The organism is Luteibacter sp. HA06, from assembly GCF_054061215.1.
Genome location: NZ_JBSSDZ010000001.1, coordinates 359,787 through 386,600, shown reverse-complemented (window position 1 = coordinate 386,600; position 26,814 = coordinate 359,787). Strand labels below are relative to the sequence as shown.

General features: G+C 62.3%; 22 protein-coding genes and 1 tRNA gene. 13 read left to right on the top strand and 10 right to left on the bottom strand.

What is annotated here, in order from left to right; translation table 11 throughout:
* Positions 1–10 precede the first annotated feature (10 nt).
* Positions 11–334: a helix-turn-helix domain-containing protein gene (locus tag ACVWWJ_RS01625; protein ID WP_456966535.1), complete on the bottom strand. Its 324-nt coding sequence runs from the start codon at positions 332–334 to the stop codon at positions 11–13.
* A 244-nt stretch (positions 335–578) separates the two neighbouring features.
* Here ACVWWJ_RS01625 and ACVWWJ_RS01620 point away from each other — a divergent pair, with 244 nt between their 5' ends.
* A complete protein-coding gene (locus ACVWWJ_RS01620; protein WP_456966534.1) occupies positions 579–1,106 on the top strand; it encodes a hypothetical protein in 528 nt (175 codons plus the stop codon).
* A 57-nt stretch (positions 1,107–1,163) separates the two neighbouring features.
* On the opposite strand, the gene ACVWWJ_RS01615 is transcribed toward ACVWWJ_RS01620, so the two are convergent.
* On the bottom strand, positions 1,164–1,370 hold the full coding sequence (locus ACVWWJ_RS01615) for a hypothetical protein (protein ID WP_456966533.1): 207 nt from the start codon (positions 1,368–1,370) through the stop codon (positions 1,164–1,166).
* A 156-nt stretch (positions 1,371–1,526) separates the two neighbouring features.
* Between ACVWWJ_RS01615 and ACVWWJ_RS01610 the strand changes: the two genes are divergently transcribed.
* Positions 1,527–1,602: transfer RNA gene (locus ACVWWJ_RS01610), tRNA-Ile, on the top strand.
* A gap of 425 nt (positions 1,603–2,027) precedes the next feature.
* On the opposite strand, the gene ACVWWJ_RS01605 is transcribed toward ACVWWJ_RS01610, so the two are convergent.
* Together ACVWWJ_RS01605 and ACVWWJ_RS01600 are read right to left on the bottom strand one after the other, a co-directional pair.
* Positions 2,028–2,966, bottom strand: coding sequence for a sugar kinase (locus ACVWWJ_RS01605; protein WP_456966532.1), 939 nt, complete (start codon positions 2,964–2,966; stop codon positions 2,028–2,030).
* Positions 2,967–2,970: 4 nt separating this feature from the next.
* A complete protein-coding gene (locus tag ACVWWJ_RS01600) occupies positions 2,971–4,134 on the bottom strand; it encodes an SPFH domain-containing protein (protein ID WP_456966531.1) in 1,164 nt (387 codons plus the stop codon).
* Between the two features lie 110 nt (positions 4,135–4,244).
* Between ACVWWJ_RS01600 and ACVWWJ_RS01595 the strand changes: the two genes are divergently transcribed.
* From ACVWWJ_RS01595 to ACVWWJ_RS01585, 3 genes are all read left to right on the top strand, one after another.
* On the top strand, positions 4,245–5,888 hold the full coding sequence (locus ACVWWJ_RS01595) for a multicopper oxidase family protein (protein ID WP_456966530.1): 1,644 nt from the start codon (positions 4,245–4,247) through the stop codon (positions 5,886–5,888).
* A gap of 204 nt (positions 5,889–6,092) precedes the next feature.
* Positions 6,093–8,129, top strand: coding sequence for an alkaline phosphatase family protein (locus tag ACVWWJ_RS01590; RefSeq protein ID WP_456966529.1), 2,037 nt, complete (start codon positions 6,093–6,095; stop codon positions 8,127–8,129).
* A 72-nt stretch (positions 8,130–8,201) separates the two neighbouring features.
* Positions 8,202–8,636, top strand: coding sequence for a DUF3617 domain-containing protein (locus tag ACVWWJ_RS01585; protein ID WP_456966528.1), 435 nt, complete (start codon positions 8,202–8,204; stop codon positions 8,634–8,636).
* Positions 8,637–8,662: 26 nt separating this feature from the next.
* On the opposite strand, the gene ACVWWJ_RS01580 is transcribed toward ACVWWJ_RS01585, so the two are convergent.
* Both ACVWWJ_RS01580 and ACVWWJ_RS01575 read right to left on the bottom strand, forming a co-directional pair.
* Positions 8,663–9,112, bottom strand: a complete 450-nt coding sequence (locus tag ACVWWJ_RS01580) for a hypothetical protein (protein ID WP_456966527.1) — start codon at positions 9,110–9,112, stop codon at positions 8,663–8,665.
* On the bottom strand, positions 9,084–10,088 hold the full coding sequence (locus tag ACVWWJ_RS01575) for a glycosyltransferase family 39 protein (protein WP_456966526.1): 1,005 nt from the start codon (positions 10,086–10,088) through the stop codon (positions 9,084–9,086). Before ACVWWJ_RS01575 ends, ACVWWJ_RS01580 begins: the two co-directional genes overlap by 29 nt.
* 375 nt (positions 10,089–10,463) lie before the next feature.
* Between ACVWWJ_RS01575 and ACVWWJ_RS01570 the strand changes: the two genes are divergently transcribed.
* Positions 10,464–11,012 carry a cysteine hydrolase family protein gene (locus ACVWWJ_RS01570; RefSeq protein ID WP_456966525.1) on the top strand — a complete coding sequence of 183 codons (549 nt, stop codon included), beginning with the start codon at positions 10,464–10,466 and terminating at the stop codon, positions 11,010–11,012.
* 17 nt (positions 11,013–11,029) lie between these two features.
* Here the strand turns inward: ACVWWJ_RS01570 and ACVWWJ_RS01565 are convergent, their stop codons facing one another.
* The gene (locus tag ACVWWJ_RS01565; protein ID WP_456966524.1) at positions 11,030–13,729 is read right to left on the bottom strand and encodes a family 78 glycoside hydrolase catalytic domain; all 2,700 of its coding nucleotides are present in this window, start codon (positions 13,727–13,729) and stop codon (positions 11,030–11,032) included.
* A gap of 58 nt (positions 13,730–13,787) precedes the next feature.
* Positions 13,788–14,909 (bottom strand): J domain-containing protein, encoded by a 1,122-nt coding sequence (locus ACVWWJ_RS01560; protein WP_456966523.1) that lies wholly within the window; start codon positions 14,907–14,909, stop codon positions 13,788–13,790.
* Positions 14,910–15,083: 174 nt separating this feature from the next.
* Between ACVWWJ_RS01560 and ACVWWJ_RS01555 the strand changes: the two genes are divergently transcribed.
* Positions 15,084–15,338, top strand: a complete 255-nt coding sequence (locus ACVWWJ_RS01555; RefSeq protein ID WP_456966522.1) for a helix-turn-helix domain-containing protein — start codon at positions 15,084–15,086, stop codon at positions 15,336–15,338.
* Positions 15,335–16,666 (top strand): type II toxin-antitoxin system HipA family toxin, encoded by a 1,332-nt coding sequence (locus ACVWWJ_RS01550; RefSeq protein WP_456966521.1) that lies wholly within the window; start codon positions 15,335–15,337, stop codon positions 16,664–16,666. Before ACVWWJ_RS01555 ends, ACVWWJ_RS01550 begins: the two co-directional genes overlap by 4 nt.
* A 67-nt stretch (positions 16,667–16,733) precedes the next feature.
* Here ACVWWJ_RS01550 and ACVWWJ_RS01545 read toward each other — a convergent pair whose 3' ends face one another.
* On the bottom strand, positions 16,734–18,314 hold the full coding sequence (locus ACVWWJ_RS01545; protein ID WP_456966520.1) for a glycoside hydrolase family 30 protein: 1,581 nt from the start codon (positions 18,312–18,314) through the stop codon (positions 16,734–16,736).
* Between the two features lie 218 nt (positions 18,315–18,532).
* On the opposite strand from ACVWWJ_RS01545, the gene ACVWWJ_RS01540 reads away from it, so the two are divergent.
* From ACVWWJ_RS01540 to ACVWWJ_RS01530, 3 genes are all read left to right on the top strand, one after another.
* Complete coding sequence (locus ACVWWJ_RS01540) at positions 18,533–19,708, top strand: GAF domain-containing sensor histidine kinase (RefSeq protein ID WP_456966519.1); 1,176 nt, start codon at positions 18,533–18,535, stop codon at positions 19,706–19,708.
* A 251-nt stretch (positions 19,709–19,959) separates the two neighbouring features.
* The gene (locus ACVWWJ_RS01535) at positions 19,960–22,296 is read left to right on the top strand and encodes a hypothetical protein (RefSeq protein WP_456966518.1); all 2,337 of its coding nucleotides are present in this window, start codon (positions 19,960–19,962) and stop codon (positions 22,294–22,296) included.
* Entirely contained in the window at positions 22,293–23,621 is a 1,329-nt protein-coding gene (locus ACVWWJ_RS01530; protein ID WP_456966517.1) for a hypothetical protein, read from the top strand. Before ACVWWJ_RS01535 ends, ACVWWJ_RS01530 begins: the two co-directional genes overlap by 4 nt.
* Positions 23,622–23,684: 63 nt before the next feature.
* On the opposite strand, the gene ACVWWJ_RS01525 is transcribed toward ACVWWJ_RS01530, so the two are convergent.
* Entirely contained in the window at positions 23,685–24,656 is a 972-nt protein-coding gene (locus ACVWWJ_RS01525) for a LysR family transcriptional regulator (protein ID WP_456966516.1), read from the bottom strand.
* A 46-nt stretch (positions 24,657–24,702) separates the two neighbouring features.
* Between ACVWWJ_RS01525 and ACVWWJ_RS01520 the strand changes: the two genes are divergently transcribed.
* Both ACVWWJ_RS01520 and ACVWWJ_RS01515 read left to right on the top strand, forming a co-directional pair.
* Entirely contained in the window at positions 24,703–25,170 is a 468-nt protein-coding gene (locus tag ACVWWJ_RS01520; protein ID WP_456966515.1) for a cupin domain-containing protein, read from the top strand.
* Positions 25,171–25,185: 15 nt separating this feature from the next.
* The gene (locus tag ACVWWJ_RS01515; RefSeq protein ID WP_456966514.1) at positions 25,186–26,814 is read left to right on the top strand and encodes an alpha/beta hydrolase; all 1,629 of its coding nucleotides are present in this window, start codon (positions 25,186–25,188) and stop codon (positions 26,812–26,814) included.

Genomic DNA, 26,814 nt, shown 5'->3' with positions numbered 1-26,814 from the left:
GCGTCGCTCTCTATCGGACGCGCTCCTTCATAGCGGCTTCCGCTCGGTTCACTGCATCACGAGTTACCACTCCCACGCGTAATCCAAGCGGCCTAAGCAGCTTCGCGACGGTATCGAGCGTCGGGCTTTTTATGCCGCGCTCGATGTCCTGCAGTCCGCGAGCTGAAACACCGCACAATCTCGCGTACTCCGCCATGGTGAAGCGGAGCGTGGTGCGTACAAGGCGAATCACCTCCGGCACGGGACGGCCCGGGTGCGCCTCGATGTCGTCCAGCAAGGCCCGACGAATGTCGAGCTCTTCGGACGTGCTTATCGGCTTAAAGCGCTTGTCCACGATCAGAGCATCTCTAGCTGGGCGACGATGTCATCGATGAAAGCGCGCTGCGGAAGCTGCCGCGGTCTCCGGCATGCCGAGCTGTCGCAAGGATGGGCGTTGTTACTCATATTCACACTTTTGTATCACAACAATGCCGGTAGCGGCAGGTATAGGTGATACTTTGATGTGTATCTATTCGAAGGTGGCTTCCGCCAGCTTCCTGCAATCTAGTGCGCACCGGGGAATTCACAGGGAATGGGAAATGAAATGGATCGTCAGACTCGTCGTCGTCGCCGCTCTTCTATATGGCGGCCAGAGCGCCTTCCAGCAGATTCGGCTCGCCCACGAGCGTTACGAGATTCGCAAGGAGGTACAAGCGCAGCTAAACGCCCTGCCGGTCGCTAAACGGCGAGCCGCCGCGCTCGAGCTCTATCTCAACTTCTACTGGTCGGGTGCGAGCCTACTGCCCTCCGTGTGCAGGAAGGAAGGCATCGACCTGACCGACTATGCGAAGGCTTATACGGACCGCTACGCCGGTGAGCATGACCGCGTCCAAGCTGCCTACCGAAGCGTCGGCGGCAGCGAGCAGGCGCTTGTTGCCGCGCTCTCGGCCAGCAGTACTACCACCGATGCCCTGAAGAAGGGACTGCTGCGTGCCGCCAGTCTCACGCAAGGCGAAAGCATGGTCGACGGCTGCCGGGCCATCCTGGCGAAGAAAGAGAAGGTCTTGGACAGGATGAACTTTCCCGAAGCGTTTCCCTATGTGTGGGGCATTGCGGACGTTCGCTAGGCGAACAAGAAAACGCCCGCAAAAGCGGGCGTTTTCTATGCGACTACCAGCTACCGCTCAGCGGTGATGCATCGGACGATGCACCGGGTGGTGACGCGGCGGCGGACGGTGATACGGGCGGTGGTGATGGTAGTAGTGGTGGTGGACCGGACGATGGTGCACCGGGTGATGCACGACAACCACACGACGCGACTGCGCCATCGACAGTGCCGGCACGGCAAGCGCCGCCACGGCCAGTGCTACCGAGATAATCAGCTTCTTCATGGAACCCCCTGGATTGTTGAACGCGGCCAAGCATGAAGGGGGCAGGCTGAACTGTCGACCATTGCGTCCTGCGTCGTTTCACGCCGCTTTGGCTTAGCGTGTGAGCGCTCACCCATCGTCGTACGGGCATCCATTGGTTACACTTGGCCGCCGCGCGGGCCTATAGCTCAATGGTTAGAGCAGAGGACTCATAATCCTTTGGTTCCAGGTTCGAGTCCTGGTGGGCCCACCATTACGCTGCGATGTCCCGACGCCCCCCCCGGATTGGAGTAGCGTCCCGGTTTCGACAGCGGAGCCGTGATCGTGCGAAGAAGCACCAACAGACGGGAGGCGCTATGGTGCAGCCCCCACGAAATGGGAACCGACAGTTAAGCGCATTGCCATATCTGCTTTGCTTCTCGCAGCACTCGGCACTGGCAACGGGCCTCAATGTTCGATTCAAGAATCGACGAGATCTATGCGCAAGCCATGATTCAAGCCACAGGCTCTGCTGTCCCACCCGTGCTGCTTCACTTGGAAACTCCCAGGAACCCTACGTTCAACGACATGGGCTAGCGTCCCGCCGATGCTTCGCCCCGCCTCTCATGCAGCCAAGCGCCTGAGGCGATCAGGCCCTAGCGACGGGGTTCCCTCGAGGCTCGCACCAGTCAGTGCTTCTCAATTCACCAACTGCCCGTATCTCTCCGCAAGACTAATCGTCGCGGTCATGCCGGCATTAAACTCCAGGAAGTCGGCCTCGATGCCGTCGCTGAAGATCACCCCGTAGCCCGCCATCTGCGAGACGAGCCGTAGCGGTTCCGTGCGCGTCACTTGCCCGAAAACCATCTCAATCTGCGTAACCCGGCTAGGGAATGGCTCTCGCACTGTAAATTGCAGATGGTCGGCATCCCAGGCAAAACCGTGCTCGCGCAATGCCCGTACGGAACCTTCCAAATCGCGCCCAACGATGCCGACGGCGCCCGCCAGAAGGCTCTGAAACCATCCGGTCGACCCCAATCCTGTCGATACAATCAGTCCGCTGGACGAATGCGTTTCCGATCGATCGCCCTGCTGGATCTGATAACGCGCTGACACGTGCGTTCGCGGACCGATGAAGAGGTCATTGACCGCATGGAGCTCCTGCCCGTCGCTCAACCTCGCGAGCGCCATTGTGACGCGGTTCAACGGCCGCTTTCTGGCAAGCGCCTCCGGCGCGAGGACTGCAAGGTCTCGTACCTCGAAGGGCAAGAGCACACCGTCCCATCGTGCGGGATCCGGGTTGACCCCGATGACAGGCTGCGCACCCTTTAGGTATTTGAGCGTATTCGCGACCAGGCCATCCTGCCCCAGCACCACGACCAGAGCATCCGGTGCAAAGAGGTAGTTGGAGAGAAATCCACGATCGAGCCGCTGGACACGACCAAAGCGACGCAAGGTCGCTTCGGCCGTCTTCACCCCATCCAGATAGATGCGATGCTCGACCTCATAGTCCGAAAAGTCCGCCCCCAGATGCTCGACGTAGAAGCGTGCCTGTTCGATCGTGTTGAAGCGCACGATCAACTCCTCCAGTCGCGTCTTGCGAGTCACCAGCACGATCCGGTGGTTCAGTGCATCCATGGCGTCAGGCCTTTGCAGGCAACTTGGCTCGTGGTTGCGTCAGTTGCTGCAACAGATCCGGCGAGATGTTGAGTTCGCCGATCCGCCCAGCGCCTTCAGCCAATCCCTGGAAGGCCTGTGCAATCAGCACGCTCGAATCGGCCTGCCCGACCATGAGGACCTGCAGCACCTTCGGATCGATGCCCTGTACCGCCTTCATGGTGGCAGCTACTGCGTACGCTTTGGCATCGGCTTCGGTCCGCGCGTTTTCGGCGCGCAGGGAGGTCAGACTCTTGTTCTTGTCTTCCAGGGCAATGCGGCCTGCTAGTTCCTGGTCCTGGATCGCCTGCCGTTTGGCGAGCACGGCCTGCTCGGCTTCGAGCTGTGTCTCTCGAATCTGGCGTTTCTTGGTTTCCACCGCGATCTCGGTGTTGAGCTCATTTTCCTTGACGGCGCGTTCCTGCTCGATCGCGGCATTGCGACGTATGTAGGTCGCATCATCGGCTTGCTTCAGGATCTGCTCGCGGACCTGGGCCTCAAGCGCACGCGCCGTTTCCGGATTGGGTTTCACCGCCAGGACCGAAAGGTTGATCAGTTCAAGGCCGAGGCTGGAGAGACCATCGGCGCTTTGCAGGCCCTGGCGCACAACCTGGACCAGGTGATCGGAACCGCGCAGCAGTTCCTGAAGGGTTTGCCCCTGCAGCACAGAACGCAGCTTCACCTGCACGGCATTGACCACCCGCTGCGGCAGCTTGGTTCGGTCTTCCGATGCATAGCTGCCGTCGGCCTTGAGCGTGAAATTCATCAGGCTAGCAAGCGTGGTCGGAGCAGCCACGCGGTACGTGACCTGCCCCTGCACGGTCACGACCTGGAAGTCGCTGCTGACTTCCTGGAACATGAAGGGAACATCCACGCTCTCCAGCGGGATCGAGACCAGCGTGGCGCTGGGCGCAAAGTACCAGAACGTGAGACCGGTGCCTTCGCGCACGGCAACGCCGTTCTTGTACTGGATGACGTAGGTACTGGGACTGCCTTTGACGTAGCGATAACCGAACATGATCGTGTCCTTCCTGGCTGGATGCGTGCTCCGATCTCCCAACGTCACCCTGCTTGAGGGGAACAGGGCCCTGGAGTCCGGCGGTAACTTTATCGGTTTCGATAGCCAGCTGTCTCGCGTGGCGGCGGCCATTCCTGGCGAGCGTCCACCATGACGCGTCATTGATCACCCGAATTGAAACATCCTTGTCATCCGCCCGACCTACGTTGGCCTGCACGACAGGCAACCAACGATAACTTCCCATGGATACTTCCCGACGCCGTTTCCTGGGCGTCGCCGGCGGATTCGCCGGTGCATGCGTTTTCGTCGATACATTTCGCGCGGCCCGGGCGATGGACATGCCGATGTCCATGCCGATGAAGCAACGGATGGCCATGCCCGGCCTGGCCGCGCCGAACGTGCCGCTGGTGAACCCGGTGACCATGGCAAGGTTCGTCGATGCCCTGCCCGTGCCACCGATCGCCTTGCCCACGGGCACGCGTGCCCACGCCGCGTTCGGCGGCCGGCAGCTGCCGCTCTACCGCATGCCAATGCAGGCATTCAGTGCCAGGGTGCACCGGGACCTGCCGCCGACACCGCAATGGGGTTATGCAGGGTCCACGCCTGGCCCGACGATCGTGACGCGCCGTGGCGAGCCGGTGCTGGTGGAATGGGCCAACGAGCTTCCGACCCGGCATTTCCTTCCGATCGATCACGGTATTCATGGCGCGGAGAAATCCAAACCCGACGTTCGCACCATCACCCATGTGCACGGTGCGCGCGTTTCCGCGCCGAACGACGGCTGGCCCGAAGACTGGTACGTACCGGGTAAATCGTTGACCGCCCTTTACCCCGGGGACCAGGACGCCACCACCTTGTGGTACCACGATCACGCCATGGGCATCACGCGGCTGAACATCTACGCGGGGCTGTTCGGCAGCTTCCATGTGCACGACGACGACGAGCAGGCCCTGGGGCTGCCCTCGGGCGAATTCGATATTCCGTTGATGCTCTACGACCGCCTGCTCGCGAAGAGCGGCAAGCTTTACTACCCGGTGTCGGACGATCCCGAAGCGCCCTGGGTGTCCGAATGCCGTGGGGATGCAGTCCTGTGCAACGGCAAGCTGTATCCGTATCTTGACGTGGAGCCGCGCCGCTACCGCTTTCGGCTGATCAACGCGGCCAATACCAGCTTCTTCAACCTGTCGCTGTCACATGGCAAGCCGTTCCAGCAGATTGGCAGCGACCAGGGGCTGCTGGCAGCGCCCACCGATCGCCTGAACATCGAACTCCACCCGGCCGAACGTGCCGAGGTGATCGTCGACTTCAGCGCTTATGCCGGCCAGTCGGTACAGCTACGTCACCAGGCCGACGGCATCGTCGAGTTCCGCGTTCGCACCAAGGGTCGCCGTGATACCTCGGTGGTACCGGCGGCGTTACGACCGGTCCAGCGCATCGATCCCTCCACGGCGGTGCAGGACCGCGTGCTTGCACTGGGCGAGCAGGACGATTCGGGCGGCAATCCGATGACGATGCTGCTCGATGGAAAGATGTGGAGCGATCCCATCAGCGAAAAACCGAAGAAGGGCACGGTCGAAACCTGGACGTTCGTCAATGTGACCGGCGACGCGCATCCCATCCACCTGCACCTCGTGCGCTTCCAGGTACTCGAGCGCCGTCCGTTCGACCTCTTTGCGTGGAACGCGCGCAAGGAACTGAAGTTCACCGGGCCATCGATACCACCGGCCGCGCACGAAGCCGGCTGGAAAGACACCGTGCGCTGCGACCCCGGGATGGTCACCCGCATCATCACGCGCTTCGACGGCGAGCCAGGCAAATACGTCTGGCACTGCCATTACCTCGAGCACGAAGACAACGAAATGATGCGCCCCTACGAACTGGTCTGAACCGCGTTTGGCTTTGTTGCAGCGGAAACGATTGTTCGCAATATCTTGCGTTGACACGTGATCGTCATCACGCCCTCGCGCATTGTCGCCTGCGTGCCAACGATCCGTCATATGCGAGGTAGATGCTCACGACGGTCGACGGGCCATCCATAACCTTAGTCGACAAGAATCAGGGGGAAGGCTTCCAGTAGGGAGAGATCCACAATGGTTACATGGTTGCGCCGTACGCGGCTTTCGCCGCTGTTGATTGGCGCGCTTTCCGTCGGCCTTGCCGGCGTCGTCAGCGCACAGGACACCACTCCGCCCGACCACGATGCACAATTCCGCCAGAATGTGCCCGTGGCTCCCTTCAAGAACCCGGGCGGCCTTCCCGGCGGTGTCGTCGTACTGCACAAGCCGCCTCACGGCCAGGACAACAGCGACAATACCGCCACTCCGATCAAGCACGTGATCCTGCTTATCGGCGAGAACCGTACGTTCGACCACGTTTATGGCACCTACACTGCGCCGAAGGGGCAGTCGGTGGACAACCTGCTGTCCAAGGGCATCGTCAATGCCGACGGCACGCCGGGTCCGAACGTGGACCTCGCCACGCAGTTCATGGCCTCGAGCACCGGCAAGTACGACATGTCGCCGAAGAAGGCCGGCAAGTACAAGACGCTTCCGCAGATGAACACCGGTGGCGCGCCCACCGCGGCGCCCTTCGCTTCCGCAGCACAGGCGCAGGCCATTGAGCCGGCCCTGCCCGATGGTACCTACGACATGCTCGCTGCCGGCGGCACGGGCCTGCCCAACGGCGTGGTCGATACCCGTTTCCCGGCAAAGCTCGTCAACGCACCGGTCGACATGCATGCGTCGATCAGCTACGACGCCTACGCCAACAGCCCGGTGCACCGCTTCTTCCAGATGTGGCAGCAGCTGGATTGCGACACCAAGGTAGCCACGGCCGCCAACCCCAGCGGTTGCCGCAACGACCTGTTCCCATGGGTGGAAACCACCATGGGCGCGGGCAACAACGGCGCTGCGCTGCCGGCGAACTTCAACGACCAGAGCACCGGTGAAGGCTCCACTGCCATGCAGTTCATGAACATGGCGCAGGGCGATGCGCCTTACTTCAAGGAGCTGGCCCAGAAGTATGCGCTGAGCGACAACTTCCACCAGTCGGTGATGGGCGGCACCGGTGCTAACCACATCATGCTTGGCTTCGGCACCTTGATCTACTACGCGGACGCGAATGGCAACCCGGCCACCCCGCCGGAAAACCAGATCGAGAACCCGGACGCGCAGTTCGGTACCAACAACTGGTGGGTGCAGGACGGCTACGGTGGTGGTTCGTACGTTAATTGTGCTGACGAAAGCCAGCCGGGCGTGAAGCAGATCAAGAACTACCTGCGCTCACTGCCGTACCTGTCGTTCAAGGGCACGGACTGCAAGGCCAAGGCCTACTACCTGGTGAACAACTACAACCCGGGCTACATGGGCGACGGCACACCGGCACCGCTGGGCGCCGACCAGTTCACCATCCCGCCGAGCACGCAGGAGAACCTGGCGCTGCTGCTGGAGAAGCACAAGGTGTCCTGGAAGTACTACGGTGAAGGCTTCGGTGGCGGCAAGGAAGACGGCGAAGCCGGCACCTTCTGCAACATCTGCGATCCGTTCCTGTACTCCACCCAGGTCATGACCAATCCGGAACTGCGCGCCAAGAACCAGGACATCAACGACCTGTACGACGACATCCAGAACAACACGCTGCCGGCCGTTTCCATCGCCAAGCCGGACGGCATCCTGGATGGCCATCCGGCCTCGTCGAAGCTGGACCTCTTCGAAGGCTACGTGCGCAAGATCGTCGAAATGGCCCAGGCCAACCCGAAGGTTTGGGAAGACACCGTGATCATGGTGACCTTCGATGAAGGTGGTGGCTACTACGATTCTGGCTACATCCAGCCGATCGATTTCTTCGGCGACGGCACGCGCATCCCGCTACTGGTGGTGTCGAAGTACTCGCTCGGCGGCAAGATCGTGCACACGTATTACGACCATGTCTCGTTCGACAAATTCGTCGAGGCCAACTGGAACCTGAAGGACCGGATTTCCGCGCGCAGCCGCGACAACCTGCCTAACCCGGTGTCGTTCAAGGAGCGTCCGTATGTACCGGTGAACGCGCCGGCCATCGGCAACCTGATGGACATGTTCAACTTCACCAGGAAGGACGTCAGCGACACCACCGCGATTGCTGACTGATCGCTCACGGTTCGCTCGATACCGACCCTGTCCGCGAAAGCGGGCAGGGTTTTCGTGTTCGCAAGGAGTCAGATGATGATGAAGCTTTCCCTGCTGTCCGCCGCCGCCACCTGTGCATTCGCCACGACTGCGGCCACACCTGTCCACGCCGATCCCGGTGACTTCGGCGCCATGCCCGGGCTGTGGAAGATCCAGGCGCGGCACGTGGTCAAGGGCAAGGCAGGCGCACCGCAAGTGCATTGGCATTGCGTGGATGAAGGTGCGGATCCCTGGACCACGTTTGCCGCGTGGACGCCGGCGGAAGGTGATTGCACAGCCACGGATCAGCAACGCCGCAGCACCTCGCTGGCGTGGAAGTTCGCCTGCAAGGCGGCCCCGCCGGCTTCGGCGCACGTGGATTTCGACAGCGCCAAGCACTACACAGGCAGCGTCACGGTAGAAGGCCGCGGCGAGGTTACGCAGGTGGAGGGCGAGCGTTTAGCCGCGTGTACCAGTCCGCAGGATTAACGCGGCGGCGGCTCTCAAGACTGGGACTACCCAAACTCGGGCCCGTGACTCCAAAGCTCGCTCCAAGGTTTGCGCGCAGGGCCGCAGACGAAAATATCGGGATGATCCCGGCTTTCTTCATTGACGACGCCCCACGCGTTACCCGTGTGGCCCGCAAGCCGGCAGTCGACGAAGAGTTCGTCCGCGCGCTCACGCGAACTCCCCAGCACGATCACCGTGCGTGGCAGTGTTTGCGGATAACCACGTAGCCATCCGGAATTGACCGCTGTGATCGGCGATGGCAAACCATAGGCTCTCCCGAGCAGGGCGATGGCCCCTTGCTCGCCGTAGTTACCCACCACGATGCTCAGATCCGCCTGTTGTTCGGAAGGAAGCGCATCACGAATGGCGGCAACTCGCGCGACTAGTTCGTTCCAACCGACTTGCTCACGCAGGTCGTTGTTCCTGCTAAGCGCGAAGTCCCGCAGCGGGACCACTTGATGCCATCGGCATAACGATCAGCGCCGCGTAGATACCGATAGCTGCGACACCGCTGAATAGCAGTGTTGCTGTCCCGATTCGCCATGCAGGACGGAGGGTGCGCAGCCACCGCTCGCCGATGACGGATCCCATGGCAAGCAGCATCGGATAGGCCGCGCTGACATAGTAGAAGCGGCCCCGCATAAGCATGAACAACAGCAAGGGCACGACGTACATCCAGGCGAGCATGCGGAGACGCCGCACGCGGAAGTAACCCACCAGACCCGCAATCCAGACCGGTGCCGCAAAAAGGTTGGCATTGATCAGGAACTGGTCGCGCAAGAAGCCGTCCGCGCGTCCCTCATTGACGTCGCGGGCGTGGATGCTTTGCAGGAAACGATAGGAGATGAAGTCGTGCGAGACGAGCCAGATGAGGTTCGGGGCAAAGACGAGTAGAGCGACAGCCCCGCCAATCCATAACCAGCGGCTCGTCAGGTAGCGCCGTGCATCGGTAAGAAGCACGCCCGCCAGAACGCCCAGTAGCTCGAACGCTATCGAATACTTGGTCTGCAAACCAAGCCCGGCAAACAAACCGATCGCCACCCACCAGCGCGGGTCATCGTCGCACAGCAGGCGGATCACGCTCCAGGCGACAAGCACCCACCACAACATGTCGAATGACGAGTACTGGAACATGGTGGCGTTGGCCATGGGCGCAGGGGAGAGCCCAACGGCGATCGCCGCGAAGAGCTGAGCCAGGCGGCCGCCGCCAAGGTCGCGCGCCATGAGGCCGCTGATCAGTATCACCAGGGCTTGCGCCAGTACCGAGAACGACCGCAACCCGACCAGCGACAGACCGAACGTCTTGAACGCCAGGAGCTCCAACGCCGACGTGAGCGGCGGGTAAGGCACGAAGCCCCAGTCCAGGTGCTGGGCATCGCTCAGAAACTGAAGCTCATCCCGATGGAAGCCGTATTGCCCGTTGGTCAACATGTGGGCTGCGCCAAAGAGCACGGCAGTGATAAGGATCGGGGTGATACTTACCCTCGGAGGCAAAGCCTCCCAAGGGAGCTTGGACGAGTCGCGGCTGTGCACGTTGGAGGCCCCCAGGATGGTGGAGCACCGATACTCTCTGGTCAGCGGCTGCCGGACCAGATGCGAAGGGTCGGATTGACCGGAATCAGGGACGAAGCGTGGTCACATAGGGACGAGCGGCCTAGCGCCTGCCGGTGGCGTTCCCGCCCTTCCGACGTGGCCAGACGCTCCATACAACCATTCTGCGAAACAGTGCATTGTGGATTCCCGCTATTTCGCCAGGGGACGACGGTAACCATATCGTTTACTCGTCACCTCTCCCCAGGCAAGAAAATGACCAAGCAAGCACTTATTGTCGTCGACATCCAGAACGACTATTTCCCCGGCGGCAAGTGGATCCTCGAAGGCGCGGACGCCGCGGCGGACAATGCGGCACGGATCATCGAAGCCGCTCGCCACAACGGAGATCTCGTGATTCACATCCGCCATGAAACGCCGGCGAAGGATGCTCCGTTCTTTGCCCCCGGGACGACCGGCGCAGAACTACACGTGAAGACCATGAACCGTGCCGACGAAACCGTGCTCGTGAAGCACTTCATGAATCCGTATCGCGAGACGCCACTCAAGACCATCCTGGACAGCCACGGGATCGAGACCGTCACGGTAGTGGGCAATATGAGCCACATGTGTATCGACGCCGTGACGCGCGCCTCGGATGACTTTGGCTTCAAGGTCACTGTGATCCACGATGCGTGCGCCACTCACGATCTTGAATTCGACGGCACTAAGGTTCCCGCCAGCCAGGTCCACGCGGCCTTCATGGCAGCCCTGCAGTTCGGCTACGCCAGGGTCGTATCGACTCAGACGTTCCTGACTGCGTAACTTTCGTTCGAAGGAGGCTACAAAAGTTGACCGCTCAATACGTAATGACCCGAACCTAGCGAGAACGATGCACCCGTAGCGACCGCATGCAGGCCAATGACACCAACCGCCGTCATGGCGGGCTTGCCACCTTCCTGCACGGTCGCAGCATCAACCCTCGGCATCGTCACCTCAGCTGTCGTGCCCGCAGGTACCGTGACGTCGAGACTGAAGCGATCCCCGTCGATCGTCCACGCCGTGGCAATACGCCCGTAAGCCGACTCAAGGCTACCGCCGCCATGCGTCACGCCGCCCCCAGGTGTGGGAGCGACAGCGAACCGCGCATACCCGGGCGCGAGTGGCGCAATGCCCGCGATATGCCGATACATCCAGTCACCGACGGCGCCATACGCATAGTGGTTGAACGAGTTCATCCCGACGTCGCCGAAGCTGCCGTCGGGTTTCAACGAGTTCCAGCGCTCCCACATCGTGGTCGCGCCCGCCTGTATCTCGTAACCCCATGATGGATAGTCACGATTGAGGAGCAGCTTCCAGGCGAGATCGTTCTGCCCGACGGCCGACAGGGCTGGCAGGAGCCAGGGGGTACCGAGGAAGCCCGTCGCCAGGTGGTCGTGTCGCGCATGGATCGTCCGCACGAATGCCTGGGCAACCGTGCTCGGCGGCACGAGTTCCATGCCGATCGCCATCGCATAGCCCGTCTGGCTGTTCGTGCCAAGGGTGCCGTCCGCATGGAGGTAGCGCGCAGCAAAGGCGCGCTTCGTGCGTGCTGCCAGATCGGCGAAATGAACAGCATCGGCCGCGTGGCCGGTCGCGGCGGCCATCTCGCTCATCAGTCGGGCGTCGTAGGCAAGGTAAGCCGTGCCGAGCAGATCGGGTGGCGTCGGATCGTCCAGGTGCAGCCAGTCTGCCCAGGGACCATGCACGCGCTTCAGGTCCGGGCCAGCACGCCTTTCAATCAACGCCATGAAGCGGCTCATCGATGCATAGCCGTCGTCGATCACCCGACGATCGCCGTAGGTGTGCCACAGCGTATACGCCACGGTGATACCGGCATCCGACCAGCCTGCACCGCTTTCAATGCCCACGGGGTTCGGCGCGACGCCGGGGTAATCGCCTTCCGGTGTCTGCGCATCGTGCAGGTCGCGCAGCCACTTCGACAGGAACGTGTAGGTGTTCTGGTTGAAGCTGGCCGTGGGCGCGAAGACGTTGATGTCACCCGCCCAGCCGAGCCGTTCGTCGCGTGCGGGCGTGTCGGTCGGGATCGAGAAGAAATTTCCGCGCTGGCCCCACGTGATGTTCGACTGCAGCTGGTCGAGCATGGGGTTGCCTGCCGCCAGTTTGCCGGTCCAGGCAAGGTTACTGCCCTGCACGAGGCCGGTGACGGAGACCACATCGGCCGGGTCGTCCACACCGGTGACCTCGACATAGCGGAAGCCGTGATACGTGAACGTCGGCGTGTAGGACTGTTCGCCGTCATGCGCGGCGGTGAAGCGGTCGGTCGCCTTGGCCGTGCGCAGGTTCGCGGTATAAAGCGAGCCGTCCGGATTGAGCATCTCGCCATAGCGCAGCTGGACCGCTTTACCCGCGCGCGCTTTCAACGTCAGTTCGACAACGCCGACCATGTTCTGGCCAAGCTCGTAGAGACGCGCGCCCGGCGTAGGTTGACGCGCCAGCAATACCGCCTTGCGCTTGCCCGTCACACGCACCGGTGCGTCGTCTTGTGGATGCAGAAGCTGTGTGTGCGTGTTGCCGCCAGCCGGTACGCGGGCGGCCGCCCAATCCGCAGAAGCGGCACCGACATCATTCCAATGCTCGGGCAACTCGCGCGCATCGTACGTCTCGCCCATGATGATGTCGGCCTGCTTGAACGGACCCGGCGCTGTCTGCCAGCTGCCGTCCGTACCGATCCAGGTCTGCGTACCATCGGCGAACTCGAGCCGCAGTAGGGCGGAGAGCATGGGCGACTTGCCGTACTTCTCCGGGCCGAAGCTGGCGATGTGGCCGGCGTACCAACCTGGCGCGAGCATCGCCGCCATCACGTTCTGGCCAGCATGCAGCTGGGCGGTTACGTCGTAGGCCTGATACGGAATGCGCGTGGCGTAGTCGGTCCAGCCTGGTGCGAGGACGTCGCTATCCGTCCGCTGGCCGTTCAGGAAAGTACGGTAGACGCCGAGCGCCGAGACATAAAGGCGCGCGCGTACCGGCGCCCGCGGCAGGTCGAATGCCTTGCGGAAGATCGCGCTGGTGGCCGCAGGATCAGCGGCGCCAATCCACGACGCGCGCCAGTCGACAGGGATGTCGAGATCGGTTTCAAAGCGAGCCGACATACTCCAGTCGGAGGTCCCCCCGTGGTTGTCGCGTACGCGAACTTGCCACGCATAGGCGCCTCCATGCGCCAGCGCCGGGCCAGCGTAGGGAACGCCAATCTGCTCGCTACGGGTGACCCAGCCCGAGTCCCAGAGCGGGGATGATCCGTCGCCCTTCGCGAGGCGGATCTCGTAGGCGGCCTGCTTCGTATCGCGAGCCGTGTCGATGAGCTTCCACGAGAAGGTCGGTGACGATGGAACAAGCGCGAGTGGATGCTCGAGCTCATTCGTTCTCAGGTCAGCAGCCTGGACGGATTCGTGATCTGCGCTCGAAGAAGGTTTCGTCGGCGACGTACACGCCGTGAGCACCGCGAATAACAGAATACCCGTACCGATCGTCGAACGCTTCAAGGCCTTCCCCAGGCAGGAGCTATCGCCCTAACTTGGTCAACGCGCCACGCTTTGTCAATCAATAGAAATCGTCGTCGTGCTGCGCGGCCAGCTCGCGCTTCACGCTCTTCAGATAGACCTTCAACCGCTTCACATCATCGAACTCGCGCAGATCCCGTTCGGAGGCGCGCACCAGCTCACGCAGTTGATTGATGTTCGAGATGAGCGCGCGCTTGACGGACTTCGGAGAGGCCGCCCTGAAGGGATCCATGCCGCAACTTGCCTTGTAACCGACTTCAACCTCGAACAGCTCCTGATCCAGCCCCTGGAGTTGTTCCTTGAGTATCTTGTTCCAACGCTTGAGGCGATCCTCGCTGACGCTGTCCAGCGTGGCCTGATCGATATGCTCGAGTTCCAGCTGGATCTCGAGAAGATCGAGCAGGCTCTTGCTGGCGTACGCCTTGTTCACCCGCTGCATCAGGGCGGCTTTGCGTTCCCGCTCGATGGGATCAGCCTCGCGATCCGGGTGCAGCGCGCTGGCCAGCTTTCGATAAACCTCGCGGATGGAGAGATGGACTTCCGCTTCTTCGGCACGCGCGCGCTCTTCCGCAGCCGCACGCTTGGGCGTCTTCTTGCGCTCGGCGTGGTATTCCTCCCGCGCTTTCTGGTGTGCGCGTTCGCGCTCGTCCTGCTGATCCAACTGCTCCTGCACGTGCCGGAGCACGTCTTCGGGAGAGGCTAGGTCGACATCGTCCGGCACCTCGACGCCGAACATGGACTGCATGGCGTCGCGGATTTCTTCCTGCGCGGCCGACACTTCTTCAGGGCTTTGACCGTTGTAGCGCTCGTAGATCTCCGCTATGGCTGGATCCTCGCCGTGCATCAGCAGGCCGCTTGCGAGCAAACTGATGAGCTCCGCAATGGTCTGTCGCTCACCCTTCGTGAGGCCTTTGATGTCATGTGCCCTGTCGAGCCCGTGCACCAATCGACCGTGTACCTCGTCGAGGCTGCGCTGAAGCGGCACGAACTCATCGTTGTACTTGCGACGGAAGTCGGCGTCGAATGCCTCCCACTCAGCGAGCACAGCACGCCGCTTCGCAATCTTGTCGATCAGCGAGTTGAACGACTTCTGGCCCTTCGTTGGGGTCCGGACAAGGCCATTGTCTACCGTGCCAATGGCACTGAGGGTTTTCTTCGACACGGGGCGGTTCCACTCGGAGCTAGGGGGACGGGGGGGTGCTATTTTGCGGTATTACCCGCTTAGTGCCGCCCGAGATACGGTGCGAATTGTTTTACGGGTACCGGCAAAGTTGCTTTTCTTGATATTTATATCAATAATTGACCTCAAATGGGCTTTTATTGACGTATATATCAAATGCAGACCCTCCCCGAACTCGGCGAAGCCGTTGCCGCCAGACGCAAGGCACTGGGCCTGAAGCAGGCCATGGTCGCCGACAGCGCTGGCGTGACTCCTGAGTCCCTGTCGCGTTTCGAGCGTGGCAGATCGCCGGAGTTCGGCTCCCGCAAGCTGCTTGCCGTACTGGCTGTGCTCGGCATGGAGTTGCAGTTCATCGAGGAAGGCCATTCCGGTTCACTGGATGAACTCCGCAAGGAGCGCGGTGGAACATGAAGCTCTCGGTGTATGTACTCGGTCGGGATGTCGGAATGCTGGAGTCCGTCGGCGATTTTCGCAGCGTGCTCACCTACCACGCCGGAACGGCGCCCGATGATCTGGTTTCGCTGACAATGCCAGTACGCACCGCGTCGTGGCATTGGGACGACACGCTGCCGCCAGTGCTGCAAATGAATCTGCCAGAGGGCTACCTGCTGCAGGTCCTGCAGGAGCAGTTCGGACCGCACGTCGGTGCGAGTCCCCTGACGCTGCTCTCCGTCGTAGGTCGCAACATGGTCGGGCGTCTGCAAGTCGCCGCAACAGGCGCCAGGCTCGATCAACCGACCGAGCCTATTGAGGTTTCCGCACTTTTACAGGGCGACAACTCCGAAGAGGCGTTCGCCGAACTCGTTCGTAAGCATGCAACCAGCGGTGTCTCGGGTGTCGTGCCAAAGTTTCTCGACACCCAGGATGAGCGCGTCGAACTTGGCCCCCACGCGAAGGCGACGCTGCTGACTCGCCGGCACATCATCAAGGGATCGTCGCACCTGCTGCCATTCGCAGCATTGAATGAACATCTATGCATGCAGGTTGCAGCCAGAGTCGCACCGACGGCAAGAACCGAAGTCTCCCGGGATGGGCAGGCGTTGGTCGTACATCGTTTCGATGTTGACGAGCATGGCCAACCGTATTGGGGCATGGAAGACTTCTGTTCCCTCCTTGGCCTGCGTCCAGCGGCGAAGTACGAGACCACGTGGGAGCGTGTCGCGAAGGCCGTGCGAGACCATGTCCCGGGCGCGCAGAGAAAGCAGGCCTTTCATCAATTAGCGACAACGCTCCTGCTTACGTATGCCTTGCGCAATGCGGACTGCCATTCCAAGAACATCGCATTGCTCTATACATCGCGATCGAACACCCATCTTTCGCCGGTGTACGACATGCTCACCACCAGCGTCTATGCCGGCTATCAGGACAACCCGCCCGCCATTTCGTTCATGGGCAAGAAGACGTGGACACCAGGACGCAGTCTGCAGAAATTCCTGTCGACTATCTTCGGGATCGAAGTCAAGGATCAGCTGGAAATAGTCGAAGCCATCGGACAGGCCATCAGTGACGTCGCGCCGTCGGTGCGCACCGCCATGGACGAGCATCCCGGCTTCAGTGATATCGGCAAGCGCATGCTGCTGGCCTGGGAGGAAGGCATAAACGGCCTTCGGCATAAGTCGACGTATGCGCTCGGAGTTACGCCTCTTGGCGAGGCATTCACTGGATTCTCCGACCCACCGAAGATCGTTGCAGGGAAGCCGGACATCGGCCGATCCGAGCTATTGGGTCGGCGAAAGTGAGTCTCGCCACGCCCAGGCATGCAGCCCGCGCGACACCTACGTCGGCGGCTTCCATTAACGCCTGACGCTACCGCTGCTCAACATCAACCTGCGGCCGATACCCACGCAGCCACCGCTGAGCCCGGCGTATCCACCCGGTAGCAAGATCCGAATCCCACACGAACGTCGCCACGCTTTCGGCAGGCATGGCGTATTCGAAGCGGTTGCGCCCGTCCGTTACCGAAACACGGCGTTCTGCTTTGTTGAGGTTCACCATCACCATGACGACCGATCCGTCAGATGCATTCTGGAACGCGACGTTGGCAACGCCCTTGTCGTCGATGTCGGTATCGGTGGAGTTCACGCGAGCTGCTCCGGGCTCGACGAAGCGACTGAAGTGCGCGAGGGCGTAGTACTCGTCGTTACGAGTGACCTCGCCTGTTTCCGAGTCGATCGTGATCACGCCTTTGCACTTGGCACAGCCGCCAAAGTGCGGCCCGTGGTTTTCGTCCAGTGCCAGGTTCCAGTAAACAACGCCGCGAGCCCATTGCCGGATTCCCGTGACCAAGAGGTTTCTACTGAACCAGAGCAGCTCGCCATTGACGGATAGTGGCCAGTCGCCGCCAGTGCATTCCGTGATGTAGGCATCTTTGTCGGGATGCGCGCGGTGTACGCGCCCTTGCTCGTGCTGACTTCCGCCGTAGCAATGCCATGCGACACCGTCGATGTAGCGCGCGGCATCGGGATTGGCGAGTACCGCCAGGGGCTCTTCCACCGGCGTCCAGTTGTGATCCCATTCCAGGATGGCAGTCTTGGGCTTACGGCCTGCAAGTTTGGGACCGAGGTACTTCGAAACGATACGAGCCCGAGTCTCTGCTCCCATCGTCATGCCGGGATAACTGATCGGCGCATACGCGGGTTCGTTCTGCAGCGTCAGCGCAAAGATGGGAATGCCGTGGCTGCGATACGCGTCGAGATACTTGACGAGGTAGTCCGCGTACGTGCCCTCGTCCTGCTCCTGCAATTCGCCGCCCAGCAGGTTCTGCGTGGTTCGCATCCAGGCCGGTGCACCCCAGGGCGATGCGATGGTGAGCATCCCGGGATTGATGGCGATGACTTGCTGCATCACCGGAATGACGTCCTGAAGGTTGGACGCGACATTGAAATGCTTCAATTGCGGATCGGTCTTTCCGAAGGGAATATCGTCGAGCGTGAAAACGTTCAACGAGAAGTCCGATGATCCAATGGTCAGGCGCATCATGTTGAAGTTGAGATTGGGCGGTGGACCGTACAACTCGTTCAACACGTCACGGCGCTGCTCCGCATTCAACTTCGTATGAATGAGCCATGCCGAGGAATCGGTCATCGCCGCACCGAAGCCGGTCATCGTCTGGTATTTGGTGGTCAGATCGATGACCACATCAGCCACCGCCGAACCCTGGGCGCTCACCTCGATGTCGGGCTGCGGCGTCAGCTTGAGCGTGTGATCGGCCGTGCTCAGCCAGACACTGACGGAAGGCCTGATCTGGCGCACCGGCGGGGCGTTCCTGGCGGCAGCCACCAGCGGTTGCACGAAGTGGGGCGTATACAGAGCCGCCAGCGTGAGCAGGGTAATCAGGGCGATGAAGCCGCCGGCCACACGGCTGGAGTCCGATCGCTGCTCATCCATGGCTATCGCAAATCCTTTCGCTCACGTTGTGGCTCACGTCGATCACGCTTCCGGGTTCTCGCTGGATCATTACTGTGAATCCAGCATAGCGAACCCGTCGGGGAGCCGATAGGTTGTTCCACGCGCTAGCGACTGTGGAGCCGCCCTACTCAGGGGTTTCACGACATATCCAGATAAACTGCGCGCAGCGGCGCATCCAGCGCTGACTCCAGGACCCCATGGCACACCTCGCGGCTCCCAAGTTGCCCAATGCCGCCGAACAACGCCGGCTGGCAGCCCTGCATTCCTACGGCATCCTGGATACGGCCAGGGAGTCCGCGTTCGAAGACATCACGCGGATCGCCTCCCTCGTCTGCGGGACGCCGATCGCGGTGGTGAACCTGATCGACGCCGAGCGGCAATGGTTCAAGGCCGAGGTGGGCCTCGGGGTTCGCGAGACACCCCTGGCCACCTCCATCTGCGCGCACGCGATCCTCGAGCACGACATGCTTGTGGTGCCGGATACCACGCTTGACGGGCGCTTTGCGGAGAACCCGCTGGTGACCGGCGATCCCGGGCTGCGGTTCTATGCGGGCGCCTTGCTGAAGACAGCGGACGGCCTGGCAATCGGTACGGTCTGCGTCCTGGATACCGAGCCTCGCGGTCTTACGCAGGAGCAGATCGACGTGCTCCGCGGTCTCGCCCGGCAGGTCATGACCCAGCTGGAACTCCGCCGCATGCTGGCCGTCAGCGAGCAGACCAACAAGCACCTCGGTAGCCTCATCACTGCTGCTGGCCACGATCTGAAGGCGCCGCTCCGGAGTGCGCTGTACGCGATCGACCGTTCCAGCGCGGCTTCCGCGCCTGAGGTACAGACGAGGCTTGCAAGCGCCACGGCGCAGCTTCTCGATGTTGACCGTCGTCTCACCAGCCTGTCGGTCGCCGCGAGCTCCGGCGTAGGCCTCGTACCGGAGCTGACATCCGTGCCGATCGGACCCCTGTTTGCTTCGATGGAGCAGGCGTGGCGCTCGGCGGCGGAGCGAAAGAGCATCGTCCTTTCGACATCGTCGAGTGCGGCTTCGGTGATGGGACACGCTGCGCTTTTAGAGACGCTTATCGGCAATCTGCTTTCCAACGCGGTCAAGTACACGCCGCGTGGTGGAGAGATACGTCTTGATGCGCAGCAGGAAGGCGACGACGTCGAGATTACCGTGACCGATACCGGTATTGGTATGACGCCTGAGGCCACGGAAGAACTCTTCGGCGCGTTTCGGCAGGCGGATCCGCGTGCGGAAGGTCTCGGACTGGGTTTGTGGATTGTTCAACAGACTGCCGATGCACTAGGCGCCACGCTGTCCGTGCAGTCCGCACCGGAGAAAGGAACGCGCTTTGCGGTGAGGCTCAGGGCCAAGTAGTACCGCCTTCGCTGATGCCCGGTATTCGTACCGGGCTGGGCTCGTCAGTCAATTCCGAAAGTCCTCAGCACCGTGTCCGCTTTTCTTCAACGTTCGTTGTAGCCAAACACCTTATTTTCCGGCCCGTCGTCGCCCCCGCGCTGAGTCCGTGAAGCGGCCGTGGCAGCATCCTCGTTTTGGATGTAGCTGGAATGGGCATGATGCCTCGGTGGTGGCGTCTTGGAATCGGCCTCGGAGGCCTCGGCGCATGCTTGATCGCTCCGTATCTTGCCGGCATGTGCATCCTCGTGGTGCTCGGGCTGCCCTTCGCGCAGCTGACGTTCGGTCTGGCGTACGCGTATTGGCAGGCTCTCGACCTGCCGGCCTTCGCACCGTTTGCCACACGTATTCGCTGGGCCGGTGGTGTCGGCCTCACGCTGGCACCGCTCGCCTGGGTAGGTGGCCTGCTGCTCGTCCTGCGGCGCGCTGCCGCGCTGGACCAACTACGACTGGCGCCGGACTTCCTCCGGCCTGCGGATGTGTCGCGTGATAGCACCTGGACAGGCGCACGCCAGCCCGTCCTCACCACCCACGGATTCCGTTGCGTACGCCTACCGGGCGGAGAATCCTTGCTGCTTGCCGCGCCGGATTACCCGACGACCTTCGGCGTACTGAAGAATGCCTTGCGCGTTGCGCGCGGGCCCGTGCTGATCATCGACCTCGACGGCGCGATGTACGGTGCGACAGCCGGTTGGCGGAGATCCTGCGGTGAGGTGGTTCATGTCGCTCCGTTCGGCGGCGGCATGCCCTGGAACCCTTTTGCTGATGCATGGCGCCGCGACGGACTTCACCTCGATTCGCTCGAGGCACTGGCGGCATGTTGGTACCCCGAACGCGATCGCACGGATCGCATCCTCGTCAGCCATGTGCGCGGGATATTCCGAGCTCTGGTCATGGCCGTGGACGAGGTGCTGCGTGCCGCTGGTGAGCGGGCACCCCCGGCTCCAGGCGATGTGTGGCGACTGCTTGAGCTGGGCAAGGGCCGGCTCGACCGTGCTGTCCTCGCGTCGTTGGCGGCGCATCCAGCACCAGGCACGGCGACCCGTGCCGCCCTGACCGCCTGCGCGGCACTGGACGACGACACGCTGGCACGGACGTCCGAGCGACTTCGCGGGCCACTGCAAGCTTTTGCCTATGCGGACATCGAGGCGGGCACCCGCGGCACCGGCCTATCGCTCAACGCGCCGGCTAGCGCCACGGTCTACCTGCATCTACCTTACGCCTGCCGGCAGGACGCGATACCCGTGATCGAAGCCTTTGTCGCGCAATGGCGAGATAAGGTGCGGCACGACAATGCGCTTGTCGTCATCCATGGACTCGACCTGTTGCTGCCGCTGCCTTTCCTTCAAACCAGCGACGAGGGCCTCCGGTGCTTCGCTTCCGTACGAAGCCTCGCCGCACTATTTGAGAACTATGGCCACGCGGAACGCGTCGTGATGCACCGCTTCAGTGTCCTCGCCCTCCATGCCCCACGTGAGCGGGCACACGCGGAGCGCGAAGCGGCTGCGCTGGACCGTCATGTGGCGTATCGCAGCGCGCACTCCCGGACGTCGTATGCGAAGGCCATGCGAGCCGAGCAGCTGCTGGCCTTGCGGGCCGGCGAGCAGTTCGTGTTCGGGCCCCTGCTAACCCATCCCCTACGTTGCAGGGTGGTCGGCACGCATCGACGTGCGCCTGCACTACCCATCGACAGCCAAGGAGAACCCATGTCGATACCCAAACCGCTGGCGGCGTTGCTGACCGCGTTGATCGCCGGATGCTCGGCGCCGGCACAGAAGGCCGTCGTCGGAGCGCCACCGTCACCCTGTGGGCCGGGCCAGGACAGCAACAATCCCGAGCGGCTCAGGGAGGTAGAGCTGGGGTCACATCGATTCTGCCTTCCGGCGAGATTGTTCAATGGCAGCTATATGCCGCGGGGTAACGGCACCGAGGTCGGATTCGTCCTCGATTGGCCTTCGTTAGAGCCTCTACCGGAGGGTTTCGACATGTACAAGAACACCAATCGTTTCCTGGCCGCCCTGCGCATCCGTATGTCGTATCCCGACCGGCTGAGCGACGAGCAGATTCGCGTTTTCCCACGCGGATGGATCGAGCCATTCGACCCATCGAACCCGGTCCAGCGCGCCAATCCGGCGGAAAACCTGGACCTGCGGATCAAGGGCGATCTGGTCTATGGCCTGACGCCGTACTACACCGATTTCGACGCCCTTCAACGTTATTACATAAAGCGGTACGGCCCCGACACACGCGCGGCCGAGCCGGAGAGCCTCATGAACCACGATTGGTTCGTCGACATGGGGGCTGGGGGCATTCCGCGCACGGTCCTCAAGTGCTCACCGCAAGGCGTGCCTGACGGCGTCCGCATGGAAGGTGATCGTATGATCGACCTTCCCGATGGATTCTGGCGCGCCACGTGCGACCACCAGTTCTCCATGCCCGAATACAAGGTCGTCGTTGAACTTTCGTATCAACGCATGGTGATGTCGGATTGGCGCCGGATCGAGATGCGTATACGCAGCCTGTTTCGTGAGGGAGAGCTTGGCCGATGAACGTGCGCTCGGGCTTGACGCAGAAGGACCTTGAGATCCTCAGCCACTATGCGGATAAACGAAATCGCGAGCTGTACTGGAACTATCTGGCCGAGCTGCCCGGCAACGATGGCTACGGGCTCCTCGCGCTTGGCGTCGTCCGCCACGACAACATGCCGGGCGCAACGGCGAACCTGTATGCGCAGAACTACGCGCGCGAGCACAACGGGACAGTACTCAGCGAGCGCGAATGGGACAACTTCGGGGTCGATCTAATCACTCGAGATCTCGTCCACCGCAAGACGTGGATGAAGAAAGGGCAGCCGGACCTGGCCCTGAACCTGCCCGCCCTAGATGTCGAGGACGCGCATGACAAATCCTTCAACAATATTAAAGTCGACCCCGACGCCTGGACACCACGCAAACTGATCGAAGCTGCGCGCCACGCCGGTGAGGCAGAGGCGAATCTCCAGATAGGCCTGGCCAGGGCGCGCGGTAAGGCAGTGAACGAGACGGCCGTGAAGGACGACATCGTCGACCGTCACGTCGAAAAGGTCTGGTCCAGCATGCTCAACAACGACACCCTCGGCCTGGAACGCGGCAAGGACACCCTGCTCAACCTCGCCGCGGCCGAAGCCATGCCCGTGGCCGAACGCGCCACCTACGTGCGCGACATGGCAGCCGCCTATGTCGAGGCCCACGGCGAACGCTCACACATCACCCCGAACATCATCGGCCGCACGGATCACTACCACGCCCGGGACCGCACGGGTGAATGGGCCGAGATACACCATGCGCAGGCGCCAGCCGGCATGCGGCTGGACCTGATGGACGACGTGAACGATCCGGCGATCCGGCGACGCCTGGAAGACACCTATCAACTCCGCCAGGAACGCGCCGCAGCACGCGAGGCTATGCATCCGGACGACCCGGGCCGGCACGTGGTCTCACCGCATCCCCTGGCAGCAACGAGCCCGCGAGCGACGATGCCCAAGGCGGGGGACGATCCGATCTACGTCGCTATTCGCAGCCAGCTGCCGATGGAGGTCTCCGACGACAAGGTGGCTGAAGCGGCGTTGCAGGCGCGACACCTGGGCATCCGTCAGCCTGGCCAGCTTGGAGATATCGACATCCGGGAACGTCGCATCGTCAGCGCGGGCGTGTACGAAGGTCCCTCGATCGATCTATCGATCGACACCCCTGCACGGCCCAAGGACGAAAGTCTCACGCAAGCCACGCAACTGGACCAACAGGCGACTGCCATGCAACAGCAGCAGGACATGCAGATGCAAATGCAGCTGCAACAGGTCGCGATGCAGCAATCGGGGCCGGCGATGGGTCTTTGAGGAAGTCGGGCGGCGGTGACGTAGGCTGGGTTTCGCCGATGAATCGGCTCCCACAGGAGCGGGTTACCTAGACGATTCCGGCGTGACCTGCCCCGTTCGTCGCCTGAGCTCGTCGAGGAACACCTTTACCCTCGGCAGCATCTGCCGGCCGCCCGAGGTCACGAGATTCACTTTGAGCGGATCGGGACGGCATGCTGGCAGGACTTCTACGAGCAGTCCCTCGGCGAGTGCCTCTTCGGCCATGAACAGCGGCACCTGCGCCAGCCCGCAATCGGCAAGCATCGCGTTGACCAACGACTCGCCGTGGCTCAACCACAAACGTGGCGTGAACTTCACGGTGGTGACCGCGCCACCGACGCGAAACTCGAGCGGCCGATCCCTGCCGCTCCCTGGCATGCGAAACGCGATGACGTTATGGTCGCTAAGGTCCGCCGGGCTTTTCGGTGCGCGGTGCCTTGCGAGATAGCGAGGGCTCGCGCACAGCACCAGCGGTTGGCGATCCACCTCGCGCGCGATCAGGCCCGAGTCCGGCAGCTTGCCGAAGCGAATGGCCGCATCCAGGCCGTCCTTCGCCAGGTCGACGCGATCGTCAGACAGGCGAAGGTCGGCACGCAGCTTCGGATAGCGCTCGAGCAAGCGCCCGATGACGGGCACGATCACCTTGCCGCCATAGCCGACCGGCGCGCTGATGCGAAGAACGCCAGCAGGATGGGTGGAGCTGACATCGGTGATCTCTTCGAGCGCGGCGACCTGGGCCAGCACGTCGCTGCAGCGGCGGAAGAGTTCCTCGCCATCCGCGGTAAGCTGCACCGAGCGCGTGGTCCGCACGAACAACCGGACGTTCATGCGCGTTTCGAGGCGAGCCACGCTCTTGGCCACGCTCGACGGCGCAACACCTAACTCACGCGCCGCACCCGCGAAGCTCAGATGCCTCGCTACCGCCGCAAACGCAACGAACTGGCTGAGATGGGAGACCATTAACGGCATTGTGCCATGAGTGACGTGGCTGCCGTGGCGCTTATCCTGGCCCCTCAAGCGCCCCATCCTGTGTGTTCCCCTTCCCTCCCCAGGAACCACAGCCATGTCCCAGCAACACGGCGAAACCGCCCTCTTCACTGGCTCGCGCGTGCGCGAACTGATCGCCGGCCGCGAAACCGGCGGCCAGTTCTGCATGCTCGAGTTCACCAGCCCGGCAGGTCGTGGCACGCCACTGCACATGCACGAACGGGAAACCGAATCGGTGCATCTCCTCTCCGGCGAATTGATCGTGACCGTGGGCGAGGAGACCTTCCAGCTTGTTCCAGGCGATTCGATCGTCCTCAAGCCCCACCAGGCTCACCGCCTCGTCACCGGCGATAACGAAGATGCTCGCTACATCGTTGTCTGCGCGCCCGCGGGGTTCGAGGATTTCGCAGCTTCCTGCGTGAAGAGTGACGACGGTAACTGGCCACCGGCGCCGCCGTCACGGAAAGATATCGACACACTGCTCAGCCATGCGGGCAGGTTCGGTATTACGATCTTCCCTCCGGGCAAGGGAACACCCGAATGAGGAGATAGCTTCACCATGCGTAACGCCATCTGGATTGCGGCCCTGATTGCCTTCGGGCTCTTCGGCGGCGGCGTTGCGCTACGTTGGCGCGCATCACAGACAGCACCCATCGTCCTGGTGAAGCTCGACGGCGCTGCTACGCATGCCGTGTCCGGGCGCCTGCTGCTCTTCGCGACGTTGGCCAGCGCAGCAAAGGCCCAGGCGAAGGACGGCAAGGTGACCGAGGTCGATGCCGACCCCTGGCATCCGAAACGCACGGCAGTAGCGGCACGTGAAATCTTCCGCCTCGCGCCCGAGCAGGCCGTCGAGATCGACACGGACGCGATCGCCTTCCCCGAGGGCTTCTCGCGTCTGCCGCCCGGCCAGTATCTGTTGCAGGCCGTGCTGGACCAGGATCACAACTACAACTACAGCGGCCGCGACACGGGCGACCTGGTCAGCCCGATCGTCAGCGTGCGCCTGCCGCTGGTGCTTCCGGCGACCTTGCCCTTGGTGGCGGTCAGGTCAAACCCCGATCCGTGGAAACTCGACTGGGAGACGCCGGAGATACGCGCCGATGCGCCCGAGGCACGCCACGACACGCGGCCGCTCGACTTCACCAGCAGGCTCCTGACCAACTTCACCGGGCGGCCCATACACATGCGCGGATGGGTGCTGTTGCCGCCGAACTACAACAGCAGCGAGGCCGCGCGCTTTCCCACGGTCTATTTCACGCACGCGTACGGCGGCGACAGGGAGAGCCTTGTCGACGACGTCGTGACGGTGCATCTGGCGATGAGCAAGGGTGAGATGCCGCCGATGATCTGGGTGTTCCTCGACCAGTCGGGGGCGACCGGCACGACCGAATTCGCCAACTCCGTGAACAACGGTCCCTGGGGCGACGCGCTGACGAAGGAGCTCATTCCCGAACTCGAATCGAAGTTCCGCATGGACGGCAAACCGTCCGGGCGCCTCCTCACCGGCCATTCGTCCGGTGGCTGGGCCACGCTGTGGCTGCAGACCCAGTACCCCAAGGTGTTCGGAGGCACCTGGTCGACATCGCCGGATCCGGTCGACTTCCACGATTTCTCCGGTGTGGACATCTACACGCACAACGCGAATTTCTATCACCGTCCCGATGGCGAGCTGTGGCCGATCAGCCGGGTGCACTTCCACGGCGAAGGCTCCTTCGCCGATGCCGCCCGCCTGGAGCGGGTGCTCGGCCCTTACGGCGGACAAGTGTCATCGTATGAATGGGTATTCTCACCGAGGAATGTCGACGGCACGCCGATGCTGTTGTTCGACCGCTACTCGGGTCAGGTCGATCCCCAGGTGCAGGCTTACTGGATCGAGCATTACGACATTGCCCGGTACATCCGCCTGAACTGGCCGACGCTACAGCCCGATCTGGACGGCAAGATCCATATCGTCGTCGGCACCGAGGACAGCTGGTATCTCGACGGCGCCGTGCACAAGCTCAAGGCCGTTCTCGATGGGCTTCATGCGAAGTCGGATATCCGCTTCCTGCCGAACAAGGCGCACATGGACCTGTACACCAAGGGCGACGATCCGCACGCCTTGCTGAAGGAGATGAGCAAGCAGATGTATGTCGTCGCGCGGGGTGATGCGTCGGCGCTGGAAGCCAAGGCCGTCGACGCGCACTAG

Coding starts and splice junctions, on each gene's coding strand:
- ACVWWJ_RS01620 (WP_456966534.1), top strand. CDS start 579: ATGAAATGGATCGTCAGACTCGTCGTCGTCGCCGCTCTTCTATATGGC.
- ACVWWJ_RS01615 (WP_456966533.1), bottom strand. CDS start 1,370: ATGAAGAAGCTGATTATCTCGGTAGCACTGGCCGTGGCGGCGCTTGCC.
- ACVWWJ_RS01605 (WP_456966532.1), bottom strand. CDS start 2,966: ATGGATGCACTGAACCACCGGATCGTGCTGGTGACTCGCAAGACGCGA.
- ACVWWJ_RS01600 (WP_456966531.1), bottom strand. CDS start 4,134: ATGGCCGCCGCCACGCGAGACAGCTGGCTATCGAAACCGATAAAGTTA.
- ACVWWJ_RS01595 (WP_456966530.1), top strand. CDS start 4,245: ATGGATACTTCCCGACGCCGTTTCCTGGGCGTCGCCGGCGGATTCGCC.
- ACVWWJ_RS01590 (WP_456966529.1), top strand. CDS start 6,093: ATGGTTACATGGTTGCGCCGTACGCGGCTTTCGCCGCTGTTGATTGGC.
- ACVWWJ_RS01585 (WP_456966528.1), top strand. CDS start 8,202: ATGATGATGAAGCTTTCCCTGCTGTCCGCCGCCGCCACCTGTGCATTC.
- ACVWWJ_RS01575 (WP_456966526.1), bottom strand. CDS start 10,088: ATGTTGACCAACGGGCAATACGGCTTCCATCGGGATGAGCTTCAGTTT.
- ACVWWJ_RS01570 (WP_456966525.1), top strand. CDS start 10,464: ATGACCAAGCAAGCACTTATTGTCGTCGACATCCAGAACGACTATTTC.
- ACVWWJ_RS01555 (WP_456966522.1), top strand. CDS start 15,084: ATGCAGACCCTCCCCGAACTCGGCGAAGCCGTTGCCGCCAGACGCAAG.
- ACVWWJ_RS01550 (WP_456966521.1), top strand. CDS start 15,335: ATGAAGCTCTCGGTGTATGTACTCGGTCGGGATGTCGGAATGCTGGAG.
- ACVWWJ_RS01545 (WP_456966520.1), bottom strand. CDS start 18,314: ATGGATGAGCAGCGATCGGACTCCAGCCGTGTGGCCGGCGGCTTCATC.
- ACVWWJ_RS01540 (WP_456966519.1), top strand. CDS start 18,533: ATGGCACACCTCGCGGCTCCCAAGTTGCCCAATGCCGCCGAACAACGC.
- ACVWWJ_RS01530 (WP_456966517.1), top strand. CDS start 22,293: ATGAACGTGCGCTCGGGCTTGACGCAGAAGGACCTTGAGATCCTCAGC.
- ACVWWJ_RS01520 (WP_456966515.1), top strand. CDS start 24,703: ATGTCCCAGCAACACGGCGAAACCGCCCTCTTCACTGGCTCGCGCGTG.
- ACVWWJ_RS01515 (WP_456966514.1), top strand. CDS start 25,186: ATGCGTAACGCCATCTGGATTGCGGCCCTGATTGCCTTCGGGCTCTTC.